Origin of the sequence: Streptomyces sp. NPDC059743, from assembly GCF_042732975.1 — a bacterium.
Taxonomy (GTDB): domain Bacteria; phylum Actinomycetota; class Actinomycetes; order Streptomycetales; family Streptomycetaceae; genus Streptomyces.
This window is the reverse complement of record NZ_JBHWGS010000015.1, coordinates 32,735-56,180: the sequence shown is the minus strand read 5'-3', so window position 1 is coordinate 56,180 and position 23,446 is coordinate 32,735. Positions and strand designations below refer to the sequence as shown.

Annotated in this window: 22 protein-coding genes; 10 read left to right on the top strand and 12 right to left on the bottom strand. The window is 68.8% G+C overall.

The genetic code is table 11. The features are described 5' to 3' along the window. Window positions 1–85: 85 nt before the first annotated feature. Both ACFV6H_RS25840 and ACFV6H_RS25835 read right to left on the bottom strand, forming a co-directional pair. A complete protein-coding gene (locus ACFV6H_RS25840; RefSeq protein ID WP_385546705.1) occupies window positions 86–1,885 on the bottom strand; it encodes an AMP-dependent synthetase/ligase in 1,800 nt (599 codons plus the stop codon). A 234-nt stretch (window positions 1,886–2,119) separates the two neighbouring features. Further along, a complete protein-coding gene (locus ACFV6H_RS25835; RefSeq protein WP_385546346.1) occupies window positions 2,120–3,004 on the bottom strand; it encodes a LysR family transcriptional regulator in 885 nt (294 codons plus the stop codon). Window positions 3,005–3,149: 145 nt separating this feature from the next. Here ACFV6H_RS25835 and ACFV6H_RS25830 point away from each other — a divergent pair, with 145 nt between their 5' ends. Beyond that, on the top strand, window positions 3,150–4,229 hold the full coding sequence (locus ACFV6H_RS25830; protein WP_385546343.1) for a bile acid:sodium symporter family protein: 1,080 nt from the start codon (window positions 3,150–3,152) through the stop codon (window positions 4,227–4,229). 373 nt (window positions 4,230–4,602) lie between these two features. Then, the gene (locus ACFV6H_RS25825) at window positions 4,603–5,088 is read left to right on the top strand and encodes a ricin-type beta-trefoil lectin domain protein (RefSeq protein WP_385546340.1); all 486 of its coding nucleotides are present in this window, start codon (window positions 4,603–4,605) and stop codon (window positions 5,086–5,088) included. Between the two features lie 127 nt (window positions 5,089–5,215). Here the strand turns inward: ACFV6H_RS25825 and ACFV6H_RS25820 are convergent, their stop codons facing one another. Both ACFV6H_RS25820 and ACFV6H_RS25815 read right to left on the bottom strand, forming a co-directional pair. Beyond that, window positions 5,216–5,419, bottom strand: coding sequence for a DUF397 domain-containing protein (locus tag ACFV6H_RS25820; RefSeq protein ID WP_385546337.1), 204 nt, complete (start codon window positions 5,417–5,419; stop codon window positions 5,216–5,218). A gap of 15 nt (window positions 5,420–5,434) precedes the next feature. Continuing rightward, on the bottom strand, window positions 5,435–6,298 hold the full coding sequence (locus ACFV6H_RS25815; protein ID WP_385546334.1) for a helix-turn-helix domain-containing protein: 864 nt from the start codon (window positions 6,296–6,298) through the stop codon (window positions 5,435–5,437). 248 nt (window positions 6,299–6,546) lie between these two features. On the opposite strand from ACFV6H_RS25815, the gene ACFV6H_RS25810 reads away from it, so the two are divergent. Both ACFV6H_RS25810 and ACFV6H_RS25805 read left to right on the top strand, forming a co-directional pair. Then, window positions 6,547–6,954, top strand: a complete 408-nt coding sequence (locus ACFV6H_RS25810) for an ATP-binding protein (RefSeq protein WP_385546331.1) — start codon at window positions 6,547–6,549, stop codon at window positions 6,952–6,954. Continuing rightward, window positions 6,951–7,595 carry a hypothetical protein gene (locus ACFV6H_RS25805; RefSeq protein ID WP_385546328.1) on the top strand — a complete coding sequence of 215 codons (645 nt, stop codon included), beginning with the start codon at window positions 6,951–6,953 and terminating at the stop codon, window positions 7,593–7,595. The genes ACFV6H_RS25810 and ACFV6H_RS25805 overlap by 4 nt, the downstream gene beginning before the upstream one ends. Before the next feature lie 192 nt (window positions 7,596–7,787). Here the strand turns inward: ACFV6H_RS25805 and ACFV6H_RS25800 are convergent, their stop codons facing one another. From ACFV6H_RS25800 to ACFV6H_RS25790, 3 genes are all read right to left on the bottom strand, one after another. Then, a complete protein-coding gene (locus ACFV6H_RS25800) occupies window positions 7,788–8,318 on the bottom strand; it encodes a hypothetical protein (protein ID WP_384986675.1) in 531 nt (176 codons plus the stop codon). Between the two features lie 228 nt (window positions 8,319–8,546). After that, a complete protein-coding gene (locus tag ACFV6H_RS25795) occupies window positions 8,547–8,996 on the bottom strand; it encodes a nuclear transport factor 2 family protein (RefSeq protein WP_384986676.1) in 450 nt (149 codons plus the stop codon). Next, window positions 8,993–9,841 (bottom strand): NmrA family NAD(P)-binding protein, encoded by an 849-nt coding sequence (locus tag ACFV6H_RS25790; protein WP_384986677.1) that lies wholly within the window; start codon window positions 9,839–9,841, stop codon window positions 8,993–8,995. The genes ACFV6H_RS25795 and ACFV6H_RS25790 overlap by 4 nt, the downstream gene beginning before the upstream one ends. A 75-nt stretch (window positions 9,842–9,916) precedes the next feature. Here ACFV6H_RS25790 and ACFV6H_RS25785 point away from each other — a divergent pair, with 75 nt between their 5' ends. After that, complete coding sequence (locus ACFV6H_RS25785) at window positions 9,917–10,894, top strand: cupin domain-containing protein (RefSeq protein ID WP_384986678.1); 978 nt, start codon at window positions 9,917–9,919, stop codon at window positions 10,892–10,894. 412 nt (window positions 10,895–11,306) lie between these two features. Here ACFV6H_RS25785 and fdhD read toward each other — a convergent pair whose 3' ends face one another. From fdhD to ACFV6H_RS25760, 5 genes are all read right to left on the bottom strand, one after another. Next, window positions 11,307–12,146, bottom strand: coding sequence for a formate dehydrogenase accessory sulfurtransferase FdhD (gene fdhD, locus ACFV6H_RS25780; RefSeq protein ID WP_385546323.1), 840 nt, complete (start codon window positions 12,144–12,146; stop codon window positions 11,307–11,309). 26 nt (window positions 12,147–12,172) lie between these two features. Then, window positions 12,173–13,030: a 2Fe-2S iron-sulfur cluster-binding protein gene (locus ACFV6H_RS25775; RefSeq protein ID WP_385546320.1), complete on the bottom strand. Its 858-nt coding sequence runs from the start codon at window positions 13,028–13,030 to the stop codon at window positions 12,173–12,175. Next, on the bottom strand, window positions 13,027–15,060 hold the full coding sequence (locus tag ACFV6H_RS25770) for an NAD(P)H-dependent oxidoreductase subunit E (RefSeq protein WP_385546317.1): 2,034 nt from the start codon (window positions 15,058–15,060) through the stop codon (window positions 13,027–13,029). Before ACFV6H_RS25770 ends, ACFV6H_RS25775 begins: the two co-directional genes overlap by 4 nt. Before the next feature lie 14 nt (window positions 15,061–15,074). Further along, window positions 15,075–17,015, bottom strand: a complete 1,941-nt coding sequence (locus tag ACFV6H_RS25765; RefSeq protein WP_384986685.1) for a molybdopterin oxidoreductase family protein — start codon at window positions 17,013–17,015, stop codon at window positions 15,075–15,077. 143 nt (window positions 17,016–17,158) lie between these two features. Then, on the bottom strand, window positions 17,159–18,130 hold the full coding sequence (locus ACFV6H_RS25760) for a 2-dehydropantoate 2-reductase (protein ID WP_384791891.1): 972 nt from the start codon (window positions 18,128–18,130) through the stop codon (window positions 17,159–17,161). 197 nt (window positions 18,131–18,327) lie between these two features. On the opposite strand from ACFV6H_RS25760, the gene ACFV6H_RS25755 reads away from it, so the two are divergent. The 5 genes from ACFV6H_RS25755 to ACFV6H_RS25735 all read left to right on the top strand — a co-directional run bounded on the left by ACFV6H_RS25755 (window position 18,328) and on the right by ACFV6H_RS25735 (window position 23,045). Continuing rightward, window positions 18,328–19,710 (top strand): OFA family MFS transporter, encoded by a 1,383-nt coding sequence (locus ACFV6H_RS25755; protein ID WP_385546313.1) that lies wholly within the window; start codon window positions 18,328–18,330, stop codon window positions 19,708–19,710. Further along, a complete protein-coding gene (locus ACFV6H_RS25750; RefSeq protein WP_384986689.1) occupies window positions 19,658–19,822 on the top strand; it encodes a hypothetical protein in 165 nt (54 codons plus the stop codon). Before ACFV6H_RS25755 ends, ACFV6H_RS25750 begins: the two co-directional genes overlap by 53 nt. 114 nt (window positions 19,823–19,936) lie before the next feature. Beyond that, window positions 19,937–20,884, top strand: coding sequence for a beta-ketoacyl-ACP synthase III (locus tag ACFV6H_RS25745; RefSeq protein WP_385546309.1), 948 nt, complete (start codon window positions 19,937–19,939; stop codon window positions 20,882–20,884). A gap of 94 nt (window positions 20,885–20,978) precedes the next feature. Beyond that, window positions 20,979–21,656 (top strand): GntR family transcriptional regulator, encoded by a 678-nt coding sequence (locus ACFV6H_RS25740; protein WP_385546306.1) that lies wholly within the window; start codon window positions 20,979–20,981, stop codon window positions 21,654–21,656. 207 nt (window positions 21,657–21,863) lie between these two features. Continuing rightward, window positions 21,864–23,045, top strand: coding sequence for an ROK family protein (locus ACFV6H_RS25735; RefSeq protein ID WP_384791876.1), 1,182 nt, complete (start codon window positions 21,864–21,866; stop codon window positions 23,043–23,045). Window positions 23,046–23,446: the final 401 nt, after the last annotated feature.

Sequence of the window (23,446 nt, the reverse complement as noted above, 5' to 3'; positions counted from 1 at the left end):
CGTCGGTGGCTTCTTCTCTGCTCCTTCGCTGTTCCAACGATCACAGCGACGGACGGATTCCCGCCCTCCTCAGGGGTGGAGCGCCTCAACGGTAGAGTGCGTCGACCTCGGCGGCATACGCGGTCTCGATCGCCTTGCGCTTGAGCTTCAGCGAGGGCGTGAGCAGCCCGTGCTCCTCGGTGAACGGATGCGCCAGGATCCGGAACGTACGGATCGACTCGGCCTGGGACACCGCCGTGTTCGCGGCCACCACCGCTCGTCTGATCTCCGTCTCCAGATCCGGGTCCCGGACCAGCTCGGCCGGTTTCAGCGGCGGTTTGCCCTGGACGGAGAGCCAGTGGTCCACGGCGTCCCGGTCCACGGTGACCAGCGCGGCGATATACGGACGGTCATTGCCGACCACGATGCACTGGGCCACCAGCGCATGGGCCCGTACGCGTTCCTCCAGAGCACCGGGCGACACGCTCTTGCCGCCCGAGGTCACCAGGATCTCCTTCTTCCGCCCGGTGATGGTGAGATAGCCGTCCTCGTCGAGCGAGCCCAGATCTCCGGTGGCGAGCCAGCCGTCCCGCAGCACGGCGTCGGTCGCCTTCGGGTCATTGAGATAGCCGGAGAAGATCTGGCCGCCGCGCAGCCACACCTCGCCGTCCCTGGCGATACGCACCGAGGTGCCCGGGACCGGCTGTCCCACCGTGCCGTAACGCGTGCGCTCGGGCGGATTGGCCGTGGCCGCCGCGCTCGACTCCGTGAGCCCGTAGCCCTCGTAGACGGTGATGCCCGCGCCCGCGAAGAAGAGCCCGAGCCGCCGGTCCATCGCGGAACCGCCGGACATGGCATGACGTACCCGGCCGCCCATCGCCTCGCGGACCTTGCCGTAGACGGCCTTGTCGAAGAACTGGTGCTGTACGCGCAGCGCGGCGGAGGGCCCTGGGCCGAAGCCGAAGGCCCGCCGCTCCACCGCCTCCGCGTAACGCACGGCCACATCCACGGCCTTGTCGAACGGGCCCGTTCTGCCCTCGGTCTCCGCCTTGCGGCGCGCCGCCGCGTAGACCTTCTCGAAGATGTAGGGCACGGCCAGGATGAACGACGGCCGGAACGCGGCCAGATCGGGCAGCAGCGCGCTCGCCTGGAGCGCGGGCTGATGGCCCAGCTTCACCCGGCCGCGGATCGCCGCGATCTCGATCATCCGCCCGAAGACATGGGAGAGCGGGAGGAAGAGCAGCGTCGACGCCTCGTCGCCCGATCTGGTGTGGAAGACCGGCTCCCAGCGGGCGAGCACCGTGTCCGCCTCGAACATGAAGTTGGCGTGGGTGATCACACATCCCTTGGGCCGGCCGGTGGTGCCCGAGGTGTAGATCACCGTGGCCACGGAGTCCGGTGTCACCGCCCTGCGATGGCGGTGCACCATCTCGTCGTCGAGCCCGGCGCCCGCCGCGAACAGCTCCGCCACCGCGCCGGCGTCGAGCTGCCAGAGCCGTTCGAGCCGTGGCAGCCGGTCGATCACCGAACCGACGGTCATGGCGTGGTCCTCGTGCTCCACCACGCAGGCCGAGACCTCGGCGTCATGGAGCATCCAGTGGACCTGCTCGGCGGAGGAGGTGGGATAGACGGGTACGGGCTGGGCGCCGACGGACCAGAGCGCGAAGTCGAAGAGCGTCCACTCGTAGCGGGTACGGGACATGATCGCGACGCGGTCGCCGAACCGTACACCGTGCGCGAGCAGCCCTTTGGCCAGCCGGAGCACCTCGTCACGGAACGCGGCGGAGGTGATGTCCCGCCAGCGGCCCTCCTCGTCCTTGCGGCCGAGCACGACATGACCGGGATCGTCGAGCGCGTGCTCGAAGACGGCGTCCGCGAGCCCACCGACGTGGGGGGCGGCCGGCAGAGGAGGGAGGCTGAACTCGCGCAATGACTTGCTCCTTGTCACGCTCCGCGCAGCGCCGGAGCGGGGCCGACATCTGACCACGGAGTCGGCGGGAGTGGGTCGGGAGCGGGTGGAGTCTGCACCGAATCCGTACGTCACTGATACGTCACTGACACGGGTGAGCCCTCGCCGGGAAGCTTGGTCCGTACCTACGGGGCGGACTTACGGGCGGGACCTACGAGGCGGGCGGGCGCGTCAGGCGTCGGTGGGCGACAGGCGGTGCAGCCGGTCGCCGGCCGCCAGGATCGCCGTGGCCAGGGCATCCGCCGCCTCCTGGGCCGCCGCGTGCCCGCGGCCTCGTCCGTGCAGCAGGACGAAGTCCACCTCGCCCAGTTCGGGCAGGCCGGCCCTGGCCGGTACGGGCAGCAGGCCCGGCGGGATCAGCCCGCGCGTATGGGCCATCACGCCGAGCCCGGCGCGGGCCGCCGCGATCAGCCCGCTCAGGCTCGCGCTCGTACACGCGGCGCGCCAGCTCCTGCCGTGCGCCTCCAGCACCTCCAGCGCGCGGGCGCGGGTGATGGCGGGCGGCGGGAAGAGGATCAGCGGGAGCGGGCGGTCCGGATCGAGCCGTAGCCGTGGCGCTCCGATCCAGTCGAGCGTGGACTGCCAGACGAGCTCGCCATGGGTGTCGCCCGGGCGCCGTTTGGCCAGTACGAGATCGAGCCGGCCCGCCGCGAGCCGGGCGTGCAGCGTGCCGGACAGCTCGACCGTCAGCTCCAGATCCACCTCGGGATGGTCGCGCCGGAAGGACTCCAGGATCTCCGGCAGCCGGGTCAGTACGAAGTCCTCCGAGGCCCCGAAGCGGAGCCGGCCGCGCAGCCGGGTGCCGGTGAAGAAGGCCGCGGCGCGCTCATGGGCCGCCAGGATCGTCCGGGCGAAGCCGAGCATGGCCTCGCCGTCCTCCGTCAGCTCCACCCGGTGGGTGTCCCGGATGAACAGCGGTCGCCCGGTGGCATCCTCCAGCCGGCGGATGTGCTGGCTCACCGTGGACTGGCGCAGCCCCAGTCTGCGTGCCGCCCGTGTGAAGCTGAGCGTCTGCGCCACGGCGAGAAAAGTGCGGAGCTGTCCTGGGTCGTACATACGGCCAGGTTATGGCCAGGTCATGTGGTTATCACGAAGCCTGATAACAGTCAGTGCGGTATACGGGATTCCCGATCAAGGGCGATCGGCGGATGATGGGGAGGCACGACGCGTACCGACAGCCAGTAGTGGAGCACTTGCAGTAGTGGAGCACATCGACCGCCGCCGTACCCCACGCCCGCGCATACCGTCATGGCTGCCCGTCGATCCGTTCATCCTGGCGCTTCTCGCGAGCGTCGCGCTCGCGGCCGTACTGCCGGCCTCCGGCCGGGCCGCCGAGGTCGCGGACGGCGCGTCGACCGGCGCGGTGGCGGTGCTGTTCTTCCTCTACGGGGCCCGGCTGTCCACCCGTGAGGTGGTCGAAGGACTGCGGCACTGGCGGCTCCATCTGACCGTCCTCGCCTGCACGTTCATGGTCTTTCCGCTGCTCGGGCTGGCGGCAGGCGGACTCGTCCCGTCGGTGCTGACTCCGCAGCTCTACAACGGGCTGCTCTTCCTCTGTCTGGCGCCGTCGACCATCCAGTCGTCCATCGCCTTCACCTCCATGGCGCGCGGCAATGTGCCCGCGGCGATCTGCGCCGGATCGTTCTCCAGCCTCGCGGGCATCGTGCTCACACCGGTGCTCGCGGCGCTGCTGATCGGCGGCGACACGGCCGGCTTCTCGGCCGACTCGCTGGCCGGGATCGTCGTGCAGCTCCTGCTGCCCTTCCTGGCGGGCCAGGCGCTGCGCCGCTGGGTCGGCGGCTTCCTCACCCGGCACCGGAAGCTGCTGGGCTTCGTCGACCGCGGTTCGATCCTGCTGGTCGTCTACACCGCGTTCGGCGAGGGCATGGTGGCGGGCATCTGGCACCGCGTGACTCCGGCCGCCCTGGCCGCGCTGCTGGCCGTCGAGGCGGTGCTGCTCGCGACGATGCTGACGCTGAGCTGGTACGGCGCGAAACGTCTGGGCTTCGGTCGGGCGGACCGGATCGCGATCCAGTTCGCGGGCTCGAAGAAGAGCCTGGCGGCCGGACTGCCCATGGCGAGCGTGCTGTTTGGGTCGGGAGCGAGCCTCGCGGTACTGCCGCTGATGCTCTTCCACCAGATGCAGCTGATGGTGTGCGCGGTCATCGCGAAGCGCCGGGCATCGGCGCTCGGCGCCTCGCCGCCGGCCGCGGGGCCCGTGCCTGACCCTCTCCCGCGCGAAAGCGCCGCACCGCCGGCGGGGGCACGGGCCGCGCTCTGACCGGCGCGCGCTTGGCCGCGAGTGCTGAGCGCCGATGCAAGGTCACCGGGTCTGTGCGGGGCCGTTCCGTCCTCAATCGCCGGACGGGCTGGGTTTTGCCGGCCGGTACCGGGGCGCGGGGTGCGCCGGGCGGCGCGGAGGCCGGTGGGGGGAACCGGCCGCCGTCCGGGATGAAGGTATGAAGGTGTCGCCGCGCGGGCCGCTTTGGCAGCGGTGGGGCCATCCGATCCCACAGCCATGTACTGCATGTGGCGCATATGACTTCAAGAATGAGGGGAACCTTTCGAGGCTGCAATCACCCAGATCCGTTGGCCAGGACCAGCAGATGCGTCCCGGCTGATGTGGATCTGCCGACCATGGAGGGTTCCACCTCGTGGCTAACGTGTTTCGTAGGCTCCTCGTACCCGCCCTTGTCGCACTGACGTCCTCCGCGCTGCCGTCGGCCGCCGTGGCGGCCGTCGCACCTGTCGACGCGGTCTCGGCCGTCGGCACCATGTGCCTGGCCAGTGACTACCCGAGAACTCGCATAGTCAACGTGGAGTCGTGCAACTCCTCCGGGCCCCGCCAGCACTGGACCATCAACGGCGAATCGATCTCGCAGTCCCTGTACCCCGATATGTGTCTGGCCAGTAACTACCCGCAAACCCGCATAATCAACGTAGAGCCGTGCAACCCCTCCGGGCCTCGCCAGCACTGGACCGTCAACGGCGAATCGATCTCGCAGTCCGTGTACCCCGAAATGTGCCTCGCCAGTGACTACCCGAAAACCCGCCTGACCAACGTGGAGCCGTGCAACCCCTCCGGGCTCCGCCAGCACTGGACCGTACAGGGAGAGCGGATCAGCATGACCTTAGTGTGATCCTCTGATCCACTTCAGCGGCCTCTCGCCCGCTGGTAGGCGCCGCCCCGCCGATACGCGCGGCGGCGCCCACCAGCGTTCCCCGCCAGGCGGGTGGCCTGCCGGCGGGGTGCGGGTGCTTGTGGAGCTAGACGGTGCCCGTTCGTACGGCGTTGATGAACTGCTGCCATGCGGCCGGTTCGAAGGTGTGGGCTCCCAGGGGGCGGTTCTTGCTGTCGCCGACGGCGACGAGGCCCTCGGCGGTCGTCTGTCGTTCGAAGCATTGCCCCCCGTTGTCAGGGCTGTAGGAGGACTTCTGCCACTTGTCCTCGGGGAGGCCGTGCCGGATCATCTCGTCTACCTGCCTCTAGCTGGTCAGCGCTCTGGCCACTCGTGTGATCAGGGCCATGGACTGTCGCGACGGTAGAGCGCTCGCCCGGAGTTGGTCAAAAGCGAGCTTGTACCGGTCGACAGGTCCATCCTCCTCCAGATACAGCATCCCGTCGAGGTATCCCAGGCTGACAACGTCCAGATCCATGGGATCCGGGTACGAGAAGATAGTGAACGCGCCATCCAGGCCCGCGTGCCAGCCCTGTCCGAAGGGGATGACCTGGATGGACAACTGTGGCGGGTTGTCCAACTCGATCAGCCGTTGGAGCTGGGCAGCCATTACCTTCGGCCCGCCGACCGCGCGATGAAGCACGGATTCGTCCAGCAGGCAGACGAGTTGGGGTGCGTTCTCCCTCCGCAGGATCTCCTGCCGGTCCATCCGTACGGTGATGAATGACTCGATCCGATCCTCGGGAGCGCCCTTCTCAACGTTTCGGATGGATTCCTCCGCGTACTCCCGCGTCTGCAGGAGGCCAGGGACCAGTAGCGGCTGGAAGGCCAGTATCCGGACTGCGTCGGACTCGATGCTGATCTGCTCCTCGAAATGTTCGCCAACGAGGTCGCTGTACTGCGCCCACCAGCCCTTCCGTCGGCCCTCCCGCGCCATCGTCGTCAGCGCCGTCTTCAGCCGCTGGTCCTCAACCCGGTACAGGGCCAGCAACGCTTCGGCCTCCAGCTTGGTGATTCCCTGACGCCCGTTCTCCTGGCGGGAGATCTTGGACTTGTCGCCGCCGATGCGCTCGGCGGCCTCCTCCATCTTGATGCCCGCCGCTTCGCGCAGGCGCTTGAACTCGCCGCCTACCTTGCGGCGTCGGACCGTTGGACGTGGATGGCTTGGCAACTCGGCCTCCTTTCCGGATGAGTTCGGCAGTGGTGTGCCGTATCGAACCACAGCATCTCCAACTGTCGCCACGCGCCGACTCGGTTGGCAAGTTCTTGCCAATCTGCAATTTTGTAGCTCACCTAGTTGCGGTACGGGCGTGGGTGGGTCCACTCTGTTGCCATCACAGATGGCGTCCGAGAAGTCACGGGGCGTCAAAGCCACTTGCGATGCGCCTGGTTCAGGGCGCCGAAGGAGCCATGGGCGTCATGGCAGACACAGACACCACGCAGTACCGGCAGGAGCTGACCGTTCGACCGGGTGTCCTCGGGGGTATCCGTCAGATCGTCGGCGTGTACGTACGGCTCTGGGGCTTTGCCTCGTTGGCGGAGACCACCGCGCTGTGCACGCACGAGCTGCTGTCCAATGTGGGCAAGCACACCGATTCCGCGCAGTGTGTGCTCACTCTCCAGCGCCGACTTGACGGCGTCCGCGTAGTGGTCAGCGACACCAGCGGCGCACTGCCGGTCGTCCGCGAACCGGACTGGGCCGCGGAGAGCGGACGCGGCATGGTCGTCCTGGAAAGCATGGCCGATACCTGGGGAGTTGAGGGGCACTCCCTGGGCAAGGACGTCTGGTTCGAGATCCGCAGGCCCTCCCGGGAGGTCGCGGCGTGACCGGCGAGTTGAAGGTCCCGTTCATCACGCGGTGGAGTGACGAGCGGGATGTGTCAAGGGCGGACCTGTGCCTCAGTAGGAAAGGGCTGTTTTATCGGCACGATGACGCGGCCGACCGTGACAAGTTCGGTGCGCTGTGGGCGCGCACCGTCGGCCGCGCCGGGGTCGGTGAGCCGCGGTTTCGCGATGTGAGTTTCTCGCGGCAGCGCCAGGCGATGCGGGACCTGCTGTGCCAGGTCTGTGCCGGTCCCGCCAGTACGACCCGGCTGGGCACGCTTTTCTTATTGGAGGGAACGGTCCGCAGCGCCGCCGAGCTGGAGGAGGAGCCCACCGGGCAGCCGCCGTTGTGCCTGCCGTGCGCCCGGCTCTCCCGTGAGCAGTGCCCGCGTCTTGTGCGGCGGTACACAGCCGTGCGGGCCAAGAAACCGACCGTCTGGGGAGTGTTCGGGGTTCCGTACCTCCCGCCGACGCCCTTTCTCCCGGCGATGGGCGGGCTCGTACCGGAGCCCAGGACCCTTCAGGTGGGATACGGCAGAGCTGATCTCCGCTTCGTTCTCGCCCATCAACTCCTGCGCCAGCTCCGCCGCGTGACGGTCATCGACCTGGACGCCGAACTCGCCGCTCAAGGAACCGGCCAATGACGACGGACCCTCTGGCCAATCTCCGACACCGAGCTGACCAGCTACTGAACTTGATGGGGTGATGTCGGGCTATCGGCCTGACGGTTGAGTGTCAGGTCCGGTAGTTCTGGGGGCGCACAACCAGACCACCAAACAGCGCAAACACCAGGGCGCCGGCAGACCCGTGCCTCGCGCTCAACCGCCTTGACCTCCTTACAGCTGGTCCCCCATGCGGGCTGGTTCCGGAGGATGCGTCCCGCCACCGTCCTTGACGTCCTGCTCGCAGGTTCGTCGGTCGTAGGACTGGTCATTGGGGATCAACAGCACTCCGTCAACCTGCTCAGGGTGCTCGACGGCGAGCCAGTCGTCGCCCGTGAGGGCACCGTCCGGCCCGGGCCACGCCCCGGACGAATAAACCGTCTGACACCCCAACGCCACGCGCTCCTTGTCGACCGCGCAGGCATCCACTCCAGGTTCGGATATTTCATCGGCGCCGTCGAAGCGGTAGTGGAAGTGGACCTGGTCACCTTCGGAGGGCACCTGCGGGTGGGGCTCAAGTCGCCAGTCAACGACCTCGGCGGTGACGCCGAGAGGCTGCCCGGACGTGTTCTCGACCTGCACCCTGACACCGGCCTCACCGCGCTCCGCCGTCGTGTCGGTGCAGTCCCAGAGGGTAGAGCAGCCGGACAGGGCGAGAATCAACAAAGCCAACGGGGCACCGGCAAGTACCCGTGCGGGGAACACTGAGATGACCTCCGGTCGGGGTGGGGCGGAGCAGTGTATCCCGGGGCCTGGCAGCTGCGGGTGATGGCGGCGGGCGCCTGCGGCGGCGAAGCCGAAGCGCAGAGGAGCCCTGTGAACTGGGCGGGCGCTTGGACAACATCACGATACAGCCGACCCAATGACCGGTCGTCTACGCATCTGTGTGGCGCCCCTGTGGGCGCGGCTGACAGGTGCCTGATGCGCTGGCCGTTACGAGTGGCGGCCTTGCGGCCATCCGGCTGCGTCGAAGACGGCGACGGGGTCCAGGTAGTCGCGCCAGTGGATCACCTTGCGGTCCTTGACGGTCACGACCGAGACGAAGCGGTTGTCGTAGGGCCGGCCTGTCTGGACCGACGTGCCGTGCACTTCGTACTCCAGGACCACGACGGAAGTCTCGAGGTCCCGGTGGACGCGGAGATTGTCCGCGCTGCCCAGCTTCATGTAGTCGCCGTAGTTGCTGTAGAGGTCGATGATCCCCTGCCGTCCCTCGACCCGCTTGGGGTACCCCGGCACGGAGATCACGTACTCGAAGACCACGTCCTCGGCGAGAAGATCGAAGTAGTCCTCCCCGTCGACCAGGCCGTCCAGGCCCTCCTTGATGATGCGGAAGAACGGGCTGTTCGCCCCGAAGGGAGCGCTGTCGCCAACGGTCTTGCTCATGACGCCTCCACTGTCCAGGCGCGGGCGTTGCGCTCGGCGAACTCGCGGAAGGTGGTGGCCGGCCGGCCGGTGACCTTCTCGATGTCGCCTGTGGACGTGGAGCCGTTGCCGGTGACGATGGCGCTGGTGAGCCAGCGCAGCATCACCGCGTAGTCGGCGGGGACTCCCGCGGCGAGCGCGCCGTTGATCCATGCCTCCTGGTCGATGTCGTTGTAGAAGACGGGGCGGCCGCTCACGGAGGCGATGGTGTCCGCGACCTCGCGGAAGGTGAGGGCCCGCGGGCCGGTGAGCGCGTAGGTGGCCCCGGCGTGCGTTTCGGGGTCCAGCAGCGTCTCGGCCGCGGCTGCCGCGATGTCTTCCGCGTCGACGAATGCCTCCCTGCCGCCGCCGCTCGGGGCCGTGATCACCCCATCGATGACTGGGAGGTGGTCGTCGGCGAAGTTCTGCATCACCCAGGCGGGGCGCAGAACGGAATGCGTCATGGCGCGCCGGGAGGCGAGGTCGGCCTCGACGGCTGCGATGTCGATTTCCCGTGGCGCCTGGTGGGCGTTGTAGGTGCTCAGGAAGGTGACGTGGTGTACGCCGGCCGTCTCGGCGACGTCCAGGAAGTCGGCGACCTGGTCCGCGTACCGGACGCGCATGACCGGTGTCACCAGGTAGAGGCGGTCCACGCCGTCCAGGGCGTCCGGATGGGTGGCCGGGTCGTCCCAGTCGAACCGGACGTCGGCTCCGCGGCGCGCGGCGGTACGGGGGGTGATTCCTCGCCGGGCGAGTGCGCCCGTCAACAGCGAGCCGGTCCGGCCGGTGCCACCCAGGATGAGTGCGGTAGGTGCTTCATCGTTCATGGCTCCATACTCGAAGCCGAGGCCGAGACAATCCATGCGTGTTCCGCTCGATTGTTTACGTGAAACTCTCGCACCTTGACCCAGACGCTCGTCCTGCTCAACCATGATTTTATGGACCTGCTGTCTGACCACCTGGTGCGGGCGCGCGCCACCGGCGCGGTGTTCGCGCGGACGGTCGCCGAACCGCCGTGGGGACTGCGGCTGGGCGGCTCGATCCAGCTCGCCGTGCACACCGTCGTCCGCGGACGGGCCTACCTCTGGCTGGACACCCCCGGCAGGCCGGTGGAGCTCGCACCGGGAACCGTTGCGCTGGTACGCGGCGGGCCGAACCACTACATTGCGCACGAGCCGGGCGCCGAATGCCTGGAGCCGGAGGAGTTCCGGGCACGCCACGCCCAGGCGGGCCCCGGCGACAACCCGCAGGCCACAGTGTTCCTCTGCGGCGCCTATCAGTTCTCCGGCGATGTCGGCAGCGGACTGCTCGACGCACTGCCCCAGGTCATGACCCTCTTGGCGGCGATCGACGATCCCCTGCGGGAGGTGATCACCCTGCTGTCCCGCGAGCTGGTCCGGACCGAACCCGCCCAGCAGATCGTACTGGACCGCCTCCTGGACCTGCTTCTCGTGCTCGCCATCCGCAGCGACTTCCGCCGCAGCTCGACCGCACCGCGCTGGTACCGGGCCTCCGCAGATTCCCGGCTGGGCGCCGCGCTGCAAGCCATGCACGAGAACGCCGCCCACCCGTGGACGGTCCCCGAACTCGCCGCGATCAGCGGACTGTCCCGGGCCGCCTTCGCGAGGCTGTTCCGGGAGGCGCTCGGCCAAGCCCCCATGCAGTACCTGACCGAATGGCGCATGACGCTCGCCCGCGACCACCTGCGCGCCGACGATCTCACCCTCGCCCAGATCGCCGACGCCGTCGGCTACGGCTCACCCTTCGCGTTCGCGGCCGCCTTCCGCCGCCACCACGGACACCCGCCAGGAACCTGGCGCCAGAGGGAACGAGCAGCAGAAGGCACACCACCGCTCACCACCACGCACCCCGGCTCGTGAGGCACTGCGTACGCGACACCGACGGCGGCCCGAGCGAGATCGCCCCCGCACAGCTGCGCCACCGCACTGACGGGTAGTCGGCGATGCGGTCGATGCGCCACATCTTCTGGTCGGGCAGGTCGGGTCGGCCGCCCCGGGTCGCGGAGACGCCCCGGCCCCGCACGGACGCCGGCGAGTGAGCCGAAGGGGCGCGTCGGTGCCGAAAGGGAGAGCGCGCGGAGGTTCGCGAGGTACGAGCGAATCGAGCACGGTCGACCGTCGGCATCGACATAAAGCGCCCCGGAGGCGAACCGAGCCCCAAAAAAGAGGGGCCCGGAGGCGAACCGAGCCTCAAAAAACAACCGGAACGGACCCGGCCGGCGCAGGGGGCGCTCCCCGCCGGCCAGGTCCTTGTCCCGTGCAGCGGGGAGAGTCACACCCCGGTGTGCAAGGCGATACGCTCATCGCCCGCGTACACGTTCATGGACGAGCCGCGCAGAAAGCCGACCAGGGTCAGCCCGGTCTCGGCCGCGAGATCGACGGCGAGCGATGACGGCGCGGAGACCGCCGCCAGCACCGGGATTCCCGCCATCACGGCTTTCTGCGCCAGCTCGAAGGAGGCACGGCCCGACACCAGCAGGATCGCCCGGGAGAGCGGCAGCAGATCCTGCCGCAGTGCCCGGCCGACCAGCTTGTCGACCGCGTTGTGCCGGCCCACGTCTTCCCGGATGTCCAGCATCTCGCCGCTCTCCGAGAACAGGGCCGCCGCGTGCAGCCCTCCGGTCCGGTCGAAGACCTGCTGTGCCGCCCGCAGCCGGTCCGGGAGTCCGGCGAGGAACTCCGGCTCCACCCGGACCCGGGGATCGTCACCGATCGGGAAGCGGGCCGTGGTCCGTACCGCGTCCAGGCTGGCCTTGCCGCACAGTCCGCACGAGGAGGTCGTGTAGACGTTGCGCTCCAGTGTGATGTCCGGGACCGGCACACCGGGAGCGAGCTGGACATCGACCACGTTGTAGGTGTTGGAGCCGTCGGCCTTGGCTCCGGCGCAGTACACGATGGAGCGCAGATCGGCGGCGCTCGCGAGGACGCCCTCGCTCACCAGGAAGCCCGCCGCGAGTGCGAAGTCGTCGCCCGGGGTGCGCATGGTGATGGCGAGCGGCTTGCCGTTCAGCCGGATTTCCAGTGGCTCCTCGGCCACCAGGGTGTCAGGACGGGCCGAGACGACTCCGTCCCTGATACGGATGGTGCGACGGCGTTCGGTGACCCGTCCCATGGTGATCAGTCCTACTCGTCAGGCGTTCAGCGCTGCTGTACGTGCTGGTAGCCGAAGCGGCCCTTGATACAGAGGTTGCCGTGTGTCACGGGGTTGTCGTGCGGAGAGGTGACCTTGACGATCTCATTCTCCTGTACATGCAGTGTCAGATTGCATCCGACGCCGCAGTACGCGCAGATCGTGGTGGTCTCGGTCTGCGCCGACTCGTCCCATGTTCCGGCTTCCCGCATGTCGAACTCCGACTTGAAGCTGAGCGCTCCGGTCGGACACACCTCGATGCAGTTGCCGCAGTAGACACACGCGGAGTCGGTGAGCGGAGCGTCGTGCTCGGTGGAGATACGGGCGTCGAAGCCCCGGCCCGCCACAGAGATCGCGAAGGAGTTCTGCCACTGTTCGCCGCATGCGTCCACACACTTATAGCACTGGATGCACTTGTCGTAGTCACGGACGTACAGATCGTTGTCGACCTTGGGCTCCTCGTTGAGCCGGGCCGCGTCCGCGCCGAAGCGCTCCGGCTTCGCCTCGTACTCCTTGATCCATTCGGCGGCCCTCGGTGTGGTCGAGAGATCCGTCGAGGAGGCGAGGAGTTCGAGGACGATCTTACGGCTGTGCCGGGCACGCGCACTGTCCGTGCTGACTGTCATACCGGCCTCGGCCTTGCGTGAGCAGGCCGGAGCGAGCACACGCGCGCCCTCGACCTCCACGACACACACCCGGCAGGCGTTCTTCGGCGTCAGTGTGTCGCCCTCGCAGAGCGTCGGGATGTCCTTGCCCGCCGCCCGGCAGGCGTCCAGGATCGTGGAGCCTTCGGGCACCCGTGTCTCCTGGCCGTCGAGTGTGAACTCGATCAGACGGCGCGGCAACTGGAGAGGTATCGCGGTCACTTGTAGGCCCCCAGACGGTCGATGGCGGACTCGACGGCACTCCACGCGGTCTGTCCCAGACCGCAGATGGAGGCGTCCTTCATGGCCTGACCGACCTCGCGCAGCAGCGCGATGTCGTCGGCCGCCGCGGCACCGGTACGGTCCACGATCCGGTGCAGCGCTTCCTCCTGGCGGACCGTGCCGACCCGGCAGGGAACGCACTGGCCGCAGGACTCGTCACGGAAGAACTCGGCGATACGGACGAGGATCCTGGGCAGTTCGACCGTGTCGTCCAGCACCAGCACCACGCCGGAACCCAGCGTGGTGCCCGCGGCCCGGGTGCCCTCGAAGGTGAGCGGGATGTCCAGCTCGTCCGGCCGTACGAAACCGCCCGCCGCGCCGCCGAGGAGGATCGCCCGCATGGTGGGCGACGGGCCCGCCAGTTGGAGCAGCTCGCCGAGCGTGGCGCCGAACGGCAGCTCGTAGATACCGGGCCGCTCCACATTGCCCGAGACACAGAAGAGCTTGGGGCCGGTGGACTGGCCGGTCCCGATCGCCGCGTACGCCTGCGCGCCGCCGGTCAGGATGGGCAGCACATTGATCAGCGTCTCGACGTTGTTCTCGACGGTGGGCTTGCCGAACAGGCCCTTCTCCACCGGGAACGGAGGCTTGGAGCGCGGCTCGCCGCGATAGCCCTCGATCGAGTTGAACAGCGCGGTCTCCTCACCGCAGATGTACGCGCCGGCGCCGCGCCGGATCTCGATGTCGAACGCGTATCCCTGGCCGAGGACGTCGTCCCCGAGCAGTCCGCGGGCGCGCGCCTGGTCGATCGCGTGCTGGAGGAGCCGCAGGGCGCGCGGATACTCGCCGCGCAGATAGAGGAAGCCGCGCTGCGCGCCGACCGCGTACCCGGCGATGGTCATCGCCTCGACCAGCGAGTACGGATCGCCCTCCATGACCACCCGGTCCTTGAAGGTGCCGGGCTCGGACTCGTCGGCGTTGCAGACCAGATAGTGCGGATGGGCGGGCTGGGAGGCGGTGGCCTGCCACTTGCGCCCGGTGGGGAAGGCCGCGCCGCCACGGCCCACCAGACCGGCGTCCGTGACCTCCCGGATGACTCCGGCGGGCCCGAGCTCGAAGGCCCGCCGCAGCGCCGTGTAGCCGCCGTGCGCGCGGTAGTCGTCGAGGCTGTACGGATCGACCACACCGACGCGTCCGAGCAGCGTCAGCCCGGGCTGTCCGGCCTGCGGTACGGCCATGGCGGCGGCCGGTTCGCCGGGCGCCGCCTCGGGCTCGGCCGCCGCGAGGACGAGGGCCTCGGCGGTCGCGGGCGCGATGACGGCCGTGGCGTACGGCCGGGGCGCGGGCTCCTGAGGCGTGCCCTCGGGCCGTACGCCGTTCACCGGGGCGGTGGCCCCGGCCGGCCGCAGCGGGCCTGCCGGATCGGCCCCGGCCGGCCAGGAGGGCCGGGCGCCCCAGGGAGCTGGTGCCGGCTCCGCGCCGTCCCGCGCGGAGCCGGCGCTCACAGTGGCCGTGGCGGCCTCGGACGGGACGCCGGCCTGGATGACCAGCGCCGCCGGGGCCCGTTCACAGAGACCGAGACAGGGACTCGGCTGCCAGACGACTCCGCCCGCGGCGGAGCCGGCCGCGCCGAGGCGCTCCTCCAGCGCCGCGCAGAGCGCCGTGGAGCCATGGGCCGCGCAGGCCACGTCCGTACAGACGTGCAGCACCTTCGCCGGGCGCGGCTTGACCGCGAACATCGCGTAGAACGTGGCGACGCCGTACGCCTCCGCCGGCGGCACGGTCAGCCGCCGGCAGAGATAGTCCAGCGCGCCCTCGCTGATCCAGCCGATGCGGTCGTTGACCGCGTGCAGCCCCGGCAACAGCAGGTCCCGCCGTTCGCGTGCCTCACGGCCGCCGCGTGCCCAGCGCAGATCCGTGTCCGTACGGTCGTCCGCGCCTTCCCACGCCGAGGCCGGCGGGCCGAGCAGCGCGTCGACCGCGGCCCGTTCCTCGTCGGTCGGCTTGCTGTCACCGAAGTGCAGATCCACTGATGCTCAGCTCCTCACGCGGACGCGGACAGGGACGCGGTGGTGGTCACGGGCAGCTTCTCGATCCGGATCGCCGACGCCTTGAACTCGGCGGTGCCGGCGATCGGGCAGTTGGCCTCGATGGTGAGCTGGTTGGTGTCCACCTCGTCCGGGAAGTGCATGGTCATGAAGGCCAGTCCCGGCCGCAGCCCGGGATCGATCCAGACCGGTGCCTGCACCGCACCGCGCCGCGAGCTGATCCGTACCTCCTCGCCGACCGACACTCCGTACCGCTCGGCGTCCTCCGGGCACAGCTCCACATACTCGCCGCGCCGCAGCGGAGAGGCGAAACTCCCGCTCTGCACACCGGTGTTGTACGAGTCGAGCCGACGGCCCGTGGTGAGCCTGATCGGGAACTGATCATCTGTCAGATCGACCGGAGGATCGTGCTTGACGATGCCGAACGGCGCGAGCCTGCCGCGCCTGGCGGGATCCGCCTCCCACAGCCGGCCGTGCAGATAGGTGGGTTCGAGCTTCTCCGTGTCCGGACACGGCCACTGGATTCCCTGGTGCTCGGCCAGCCGCTCATAGGTCATCCCGTAGTGGTCGGGAGAGACCGAACGCAGCTCGTTCCAGACCGACTCCGCGTCCGCGTACTTCCACGGGTGGCCGAGCCGGCCCGCCAGATCGCAGATGATGTCGATGTCCTCGCGCGCCTCGCCCGGCGGCTCGACCGCCTTGCGTACGCGCTGCACACGGCGCTCGCTGTTGGTGGTGGTGCCGTCGGTCTCGGCCCAGGCGGCCGTGGCGGGCAGCACCACATCGGCGAGTTCGGCGGTCTTGGTGAGGAAGATGTCCTGCACCACCAGATAGTCGAGCTGCTTCATCCGCTCCACGGCCTGCTCGCTGTCCGCCTCGGACTGCGCGGGATTCTCGCCGATGCAGTAGACGGCCTTGAGGTCGCCGGTCTCCATCGCCTCGAACATCTCCGTCAGCGTCATCCCGTACCTGGGTTGGATGACGGTGTCCCACGCGGTCTCGAACTTCTGCCGTACGTCCGGCTCCAGGATGTCCTGGAAGCCGGGCAGCCGGTTGGGGATGGCTCCCATGTCGCCGCCGCCCTGGACGTTGTTCTGGCCGCGCAGCGGCTGCACACCGGAGCCGTACCGTCCGACATGGCCGGTGAGCAGCGCGAGATTGATCAGCGCCCGGACATTGTCGGTGCCGTTGTGGTGCTCGGTGATGCCCAGCGTCCAGCAGAGCTGGGCCCGTTCGGCGCGGGCATAGGCATGGGCCAGATCGCGGATGGCCTCGGCCGGTACGCCCGTCACCTTCTCGGCCACCGTGAGCGTCCACGGCTCGACCTCGGCGGCGTACTCCTCGAAGCCGGTGGTCGCGCGCTCGATGAAGGACACATTGTGCAGTCCCGCGTGAATGATCTCGCGGCCGACCGCGTGCGCCAGCGGAATGTCCGTACCGACATTGAGTCCGAGCCAGCTCTCGGCCCATTCCGCGGTGGAGGTACGGCGCGGATCGACGGCATACATACGCGCGCCGTTCCTGATACCGCGCAGCACATGCTGGAAGAAGATGGGATGCGCGAAGCGCGCGTTGGAGCCCCACATCACGATCAGATCGGTGTGGTCGACCTCGCCGTACGAGGAGGTGCCGCCACCGGATCCGAAGACCGCGGAGAGACCGGCCACGCTGGGCGCATGGCATGTCCTGTTGCAGGAGTCCACGTTGTTGGTGCCCATGACCACACGCGCGAACTTCTGCGCCACATAGTTCATTTCGTTGGTCGCGCGTGCGCACGAGAACATTCCGAACGCTCCGCGCGCGGCACCCAGGCCCGCCGCGGCCCGGTCCAGCGCCTCGTCCCAGCTCGCCCTGCGCAGAGGGCCGCCCTTTTCGTCCCGGACCATCGGATAGGTGATACGGGCATACGTCTTCGGTGTTCGGTCTCGTTTTTTCACGCCGCGCTCTCCTCATGAGTGAGGGCCAACTGGCCGCGCCCATTGCATACAGTATTCAGTAGGCGGGTACGCGTGGGAACCCTCTATAAGGGAATTGACGCGTACCCGCCTATCGCGAGTGAGGATCGGGTAGTGCGGGAAGATCAGGCGGCCACGCCGCGGGCCAGCAGATCCGAGATCGCTTCCACCGTACGGAGCGTCGGCACCGGCACACCGGTGATGTCCGCGAGCTCCACCACGGCCGAGAGCAGAACGTCCAGCTCCAGCGGTTTGCCCTTCTCCAGGTCCTGGAGTGTGGACGTGCGGTGGTCCCCGACGCGTTCGGCGCCGGCCAGCCGCTTCTCGATCGAGATGTCGGGACGGCAGCCGAGCGCCTCCGCGACCGCCAGGGTCTCGGACATCATGTGCTCGATCACCTGACGGGTACTGCCGTGCAGGCACATCTCCCGCATCGTCGCCCGGGTGAGGGCGCTGATCGGGTTGAAGGAGATGTTGCCGAGGAGCTTGATCCAGATGTCATCGCGCAACTCGGGCTCGACGGGGCATTTGAGACCGCCCGTCCACATGGCCTCGCTGAATTCCAGACACCTTCCGGACACCGAGCGGTCCGGTTCGCCGATGGAGAAACGGGTTCCTTCGAGATGCCGGACGACGCCCGGTCCCTCCAGTTCCGTCGCGGCGTAGACCACGCATCCGATCGCGCGCTCGGGCGGCAGCACGGAGCTGACCGAACCGAGCGGATCCACGCTCTCGACGCGACGGCCGTCGTACGGGCCGCCGTGACCGTGGAAATACCACCAAGGGATGCCGTTCTGAGCGGCGATCACCGCGGTGTTCTCCTTGAACAGCGGTGTCACCAGCGGCCCGCACGCCGCATAGGAATTCGCCTTGAGGCCGAGGAACACATAGTCGACCGGGCCGATGTCCTCGGGCCGGTCGGTGGCGTGCACCCGCGCGGTGAAATCGCCGCGAGGGCTGAGCACCCGGACTCCGTGCTCTCTCATGGCCGCCAGATGCGGCCCGCGGGCGATGAGATGGACGTCGGCACCGGCCCGGTCGAGGGCGGCTCCGACATAGGCGCCGATGGCTCCGGCGCCGACAACTGCGACTTTCATGTGGGGCTCTCCGTTCGGTTTGAGGGAGACCGAGGGAAGGGTCACACTCTGTTGCTCGCACCCTGACGGGCGATATATTGTCTACAGTATGGAGATCTGGCCGACAAGGCTTCCGTTCGGTATGCAGTCGGCAAACTCGGCGGTGGATCTTCTCCGGACCTTCCCAACCTGGGCGTTCGGTTTCTAGAGTTCGGCGAATGACCCCACCACTCGCGCCCGCCGGCTGGAGCCGTTGGCTGGTGCCCCCCGCCGCGCTGTCGGTGCATCTCTCGATCGGCCAGGCATATGCCTGGAGCGTGTTCAAACCCGCGCTCGAATCCGCGCTCGGTCTCTCCGGTACCGCGAGCGCGCTGCCCTTCCAGCTCGGCATCGTGATGCTCGGCCTCTCGGCCGCCTTCGGCGGCACACTCGTCGAGCGCAACGGACCGCGCTGGGCGATGACCGTCGCCCTGTGCTGTTTCTCCTCCGGCTTTCTGCTCGCCGCGCTCGGCGCGGCCACCGAGCAGTACTGGCTGATCGTCTTCGGCTACGGCTTCGTCGGCGGCATCGGGCTCGGCATCGGCTATATCTCGCCGGTCTCCACGCTCATCAAGTGGTTCCCGGACCGGCCCGGCATGGCCACGGGCATCGCCATCATGGGCTTCGGCGGCGGCGCGCTCATCGCCTCGCCCTGGTCGGCGCAGATGCTGGAGTCGTTCGGTACGGACAGCAAGGGCATCGCGCTCGCCTTCCTGGTGCACGGTCTGGTGTACGCGGTGTTCATGTCGCTCGGCGTACTGCTCGTCCGGGTGCCCCGCCCGGACGACCGGCCGCGCAAGGCTCCCGACGCGGTACGGCCCGCCGGCGCGCTGATCTCCACCGCCCAGGTGTCGGCGCGGTCCGCCGTACGCACTCCGCAGTTCTGGTGTCTGTGGGTCGTGCTGTGCATGAACGTCACCGCGGGCATCGGCATCCTGGAGAAGGCCGCGCCGATGATCACCGACTTCTTCGCGCGGACGGACACACCGGTCTCCGTCTCCGCCGCGGCCGGCTTTGTGGCCCTGCTCTCCGCCGCCAATATGGCGGGCCGTATCGGCTGGTCCTCGACCTCGGACCTGATCGGCCGCAAGAACGTCTACCGTGTCTATCTCGGTGTCGGCGCCGTGATGTATCTGCTGATCGCGCGGTTCGGCGACTCCTCCAAGCCGCTGTTCGTGATCTGCGCGCTGGTGATCCTCTCCTTCTACGGAGGCGGCTTCGCCACCATCCCCGCCTATCTCAAGGACCTCTTCGGCACCTACCAGGTCGGCGCCATCCACGGCCGGCTGCTGACCGCGTGGTCCACCGCGGGCGTGCTCGGCCCGCTCATCGTCAACCGGGTGGCGGACAGCCAGGAGGAGGCGGGCAAGAGCGGTTCCGGACTCTACGGACTCTCCTTCACCATCATGATCGGCCTGCTGGTCGTCGGCTTCGTCGCCAATGAACTCGTCAGGCCCGTCCATCCACGCCACCATGTCCCCGCCCCGAACGCCCCGAAGGAGGAAGCGGATGACCAACTCGCCGACGAACAGCAGCACGACGCCCGGGACCGGGCCGCTTGAGACACCCCGGCGTACCGGTCTGATCGTCTTCGCCTGGCTTTGGGTGGGCCTCCCGCTCGCGTACGGTGTGTACGAGCTGGTCCTCAAGGCCAAGCAGCTCTTCACCGGATGATCGGGAGTCTCCAAGCGGCGGCGGCGAATCCTGTTGGTTCGCCTGTCCCCTTACTCGTGAGTCGCTGAGGAGACTGGAGCACTCCTGACGTCGACAGCAGAGGGGGTCCCGGGCATGACCGGCACTCGTATCGCCGCGCTCGGGCACTATCAGCCCGCCAAGGTGCTCACCAATCACGATCTGGCGGCGCTGGTCGACACCAGTGATGAATGGATCAGCAGCCGGGTAGGGATCAAGACCCGCCATGTGGCGGGACCGGACGAGCCGGTGGACGAGCTGGCCGCGCACGCGGGCGCCAAGGCGCTCGCCGCGGCCGGTCTCACCCCGGCGGACGTCGATCTCGTACTGGTCGCGACCTCCACCGCGACCGACCGCTCGCCGAACACGGCGGCCCGGGTCGCCGCCCGGCTCTCCATGGCCTCGCCCGCGGTGATGGACCTCAATGTCGTGTGCGCGGGCTTCACCCATGCCCTGGCCACGGCCGACCATGCCGTACGGGCGGGCTCCGCGTCCCGGGTCCTGGTCATCGGCGCCGACAAGATGACCGCCGTCACGGACTGGGCGGATCGTTCCACCTGTGTGCTGGTGGGCGACGGCGCGGGCGCGGCGGTGGTCGTGGCGACCGGTGACGCCGAGGAGCCGGGCATCGGTCCGGTGCTCTGGGGCTCGGTGCCGGAGATGGGCCACGCCGTACGGATCGAGGGCACTCCGCCGCGGTTCGCCCAGGAGGGCCAGTCGGTCTACCGCTGGGCCACCACCCAGCTGCCGCCCATCGCGCGCAAGGTCTGCGAGAAGGCGGGAGTCACTCCCGAGGAACTGGCCGCGGTCGTGCTCCATCAGGCCAATCTGCGGATCATCGAGCCGGTCGCCCAGAAGATCGGCGCGGTCAACGCCGTGATCGCCCGCGATGTCGTGGAATCGGGCAATACGTCCGCCGCGTCGATCCCCATGGCCCTGTCCAAACTTGTGGAACGCCGAGAGGTCGAATCCGGTGCTCCGGTGCTGCTCTTCGGCTTCGGAGGCAATCTCTCCTACGCGGGCCAGGTCATCCGCTGCCCATAACCCTCGCCGTTCTCGGTAGACTGTAGACGATAGCCAATGTCTTGAAGTGAGTCGCTACCGTCATTGACACCGCCGGCCATGAGGGGGACCCGCGATGTTGTCCGCGAAATTGGCACAGGGAGCCGTACCCAAGCTCGAACGGCCCGGTCCGCTGCGTGAGCGCGTGTACGAAGCCCTGCTCGAACTGATCACGACCAGGGCGCTCCGGCCCGGCCAGCATCTCGTCGAGAGTGAACTCGCGGGCCATCTCGGAGTGTCCAGGCAGCCGGTGCGCGAGGCGCTCCAGCGGCTGAACACGGAGGGCTGGGTCGATCTGCGCCCGGCCCAGGGCGCCTTCGTCCATGAGCCGACGGAGGAGGAGGCGGATCAGCTCCTCTCGGTCCGTACGCTCCTGGAGGCGGAGGCCGCCCGGCTGGCCGCGGCCAACTCCGGCACGGCCGGGATCGCCGCCCTGGAGGCGCTCTGCGCCCGGGGCGAGCAGTCCGTGGCGGACGACGACGTCGATCTGACGGTCGCCACCAACGCGGCCTTCCACGCCAAGGTCATGGAGCTGGCGGGCAATGTCGTGCTCGCCGAGCTGGCCGCGCAGGTGGACCGCCGGGTCCGGTGGTACTACACGCCGGTCGCCAGACAGCGCGGCAAGCAGTCCTGGATCGAGCACCGCGAGCTGATCGACGCGATCTCGGCGCGTGACGAGCGGCGTGCGGTCGAGGTCATGAAGGGCCACACGGAGCACACGCGCAGCACCTATCACCACCGTACGCAGGTCTGATCCGCCCATAACCGGCTGATCCGGACGAATCACACATAAGGCCCCAAGGGGTCTCAAAAGTCATGCCAAAAAACAGCTTTGTCCTCGGTGTGGAGAAAGTTGGGACTGATTCCCGCTCAACTTCTTCCCACTGAGGGCAAGCGCTGCTACGTTCCCTCGAAAGCCGACAGACATGGCCGAGAAGGCGGGGAGGGGCGCGTGAGACGTATGACGGCACGACCCGCGAACGCCCATCAGGCGCGACTGCTCAGACTGCTGCGCGACGGTGGGCCCAACTCCCGTGCGCAGCTCGGCGATCAGGTCGATCTGTCGCGCTCCAAGCTCGCCGTCGAGGTGGACCGGCTGCTGGAGACCGGTCTGGTCGTCGCCGACGGGCTCGCCGCCTCACGCGGCGGCCGGCGCTCCCACAACATCCGGCTGGCGCCCGCCCTGCGCTTCCTCGGCGTCGACATAGGCGCCACCTCGATCGATGTGGCCGTGACCAACGCGGAGCTTGAGGTACTGGGACATCTCAACCACCCCATGGATGTCCGCGAAGGGCCCGTCGCCGTCTTCGAGCAGGTGCTTGCCATGGCGGCCAAGCTCAAGGTCACCGGACTCGCCGAGGAGTTCGACGGTGCGGGGATCGGAGTCCCGGGTCCTGTCCGCTTTCCCGAGGGTGTCCCGGTCGCGCCGCCGATCATGCCCGGCTGGGACGGCTTCCCGGTACGGGAGGCCCTCAGCCAGGAGCTCGGCTGTCCGGTCATGGTCGACAACGATGTGAATCTGATGGCGATGGGCGAGCAGCACGCGGGTGTCGCGCGCTCCGCCGGAGACTTCCTCTGCATCAAGATCGGCACGGGTATCGGCTGCGGCATCGTCGTCGGCGGCGAGGTCTACCGCGGTACGACCGGCAGCGCCGGTGACATCGGCCATATCCAGGTCGTGGCGGACGGCCGCGCCTGCGCCTGTGGCAACAAGGGCTGTCTGGAGGCCTACTTCAGCGGCGCCGCGCTCGCCCGTGACGCCGAGGACGCGGCGCGCACCGGGCGCTCGCCCGAGCTGGCCGGACGGCTGGAGGCATCGGGCCGGCTCACCGCCGTCGATGTGGCCGCGGCTGCCGCCGCCGGAGATCCCACCGCGCTGGATCTGATACGCGAGGGCGGTAACCGCGTCGGTCAGGTCATCGCGGGCCTCGTCAGCTTCTTCAACCCGGGCCTGGTGGTGATCGGCGGCGGTGTGACCGGCCTCGGTCACACCCTGCTCGCCAGCGTCCGCACCCAGGTCTACCGGCAGTCACTGCCGCTGGCCACCGGCAATCTCCCCATCGTCCTGGGGGAGTTGGGCCCGACCGCCGGAGTCACCGGCGCGGCCCGGCTCATCAGCGACCATCTGTTCTCGCCGGCCTGAGGCCGGCGGCACGCACCACCGGACACCACGCACCATCCGCAAGAGCCGCACCACCGAGCACCACCCTGCACCACCCCGCAGGAGCCGCACCGCCCGCACCACCAAGCAGTACCGGCACCGCCCGCACTACACAGCAGAACCGGCACCACACGCAGCACCCGCACCGTCAGCACCGCCGAGCACGACCGGTACCACCGGCGCACCACCGTAAGAGCCGCACCATCGGCGCCACTTGATCCATCCGCACCACCGGCACCAGCCGTACCCGATGTCGCCGCGCTCCCGTGTCCCACGGGCCCTCGGCACCCGCACGAGCCGCACACCACCGTCACAGCGTCAGCACGAGCCGCAGCACACGCACCGTACGACCGGCGTCGCCGTACCCGTACGACCTCACACAG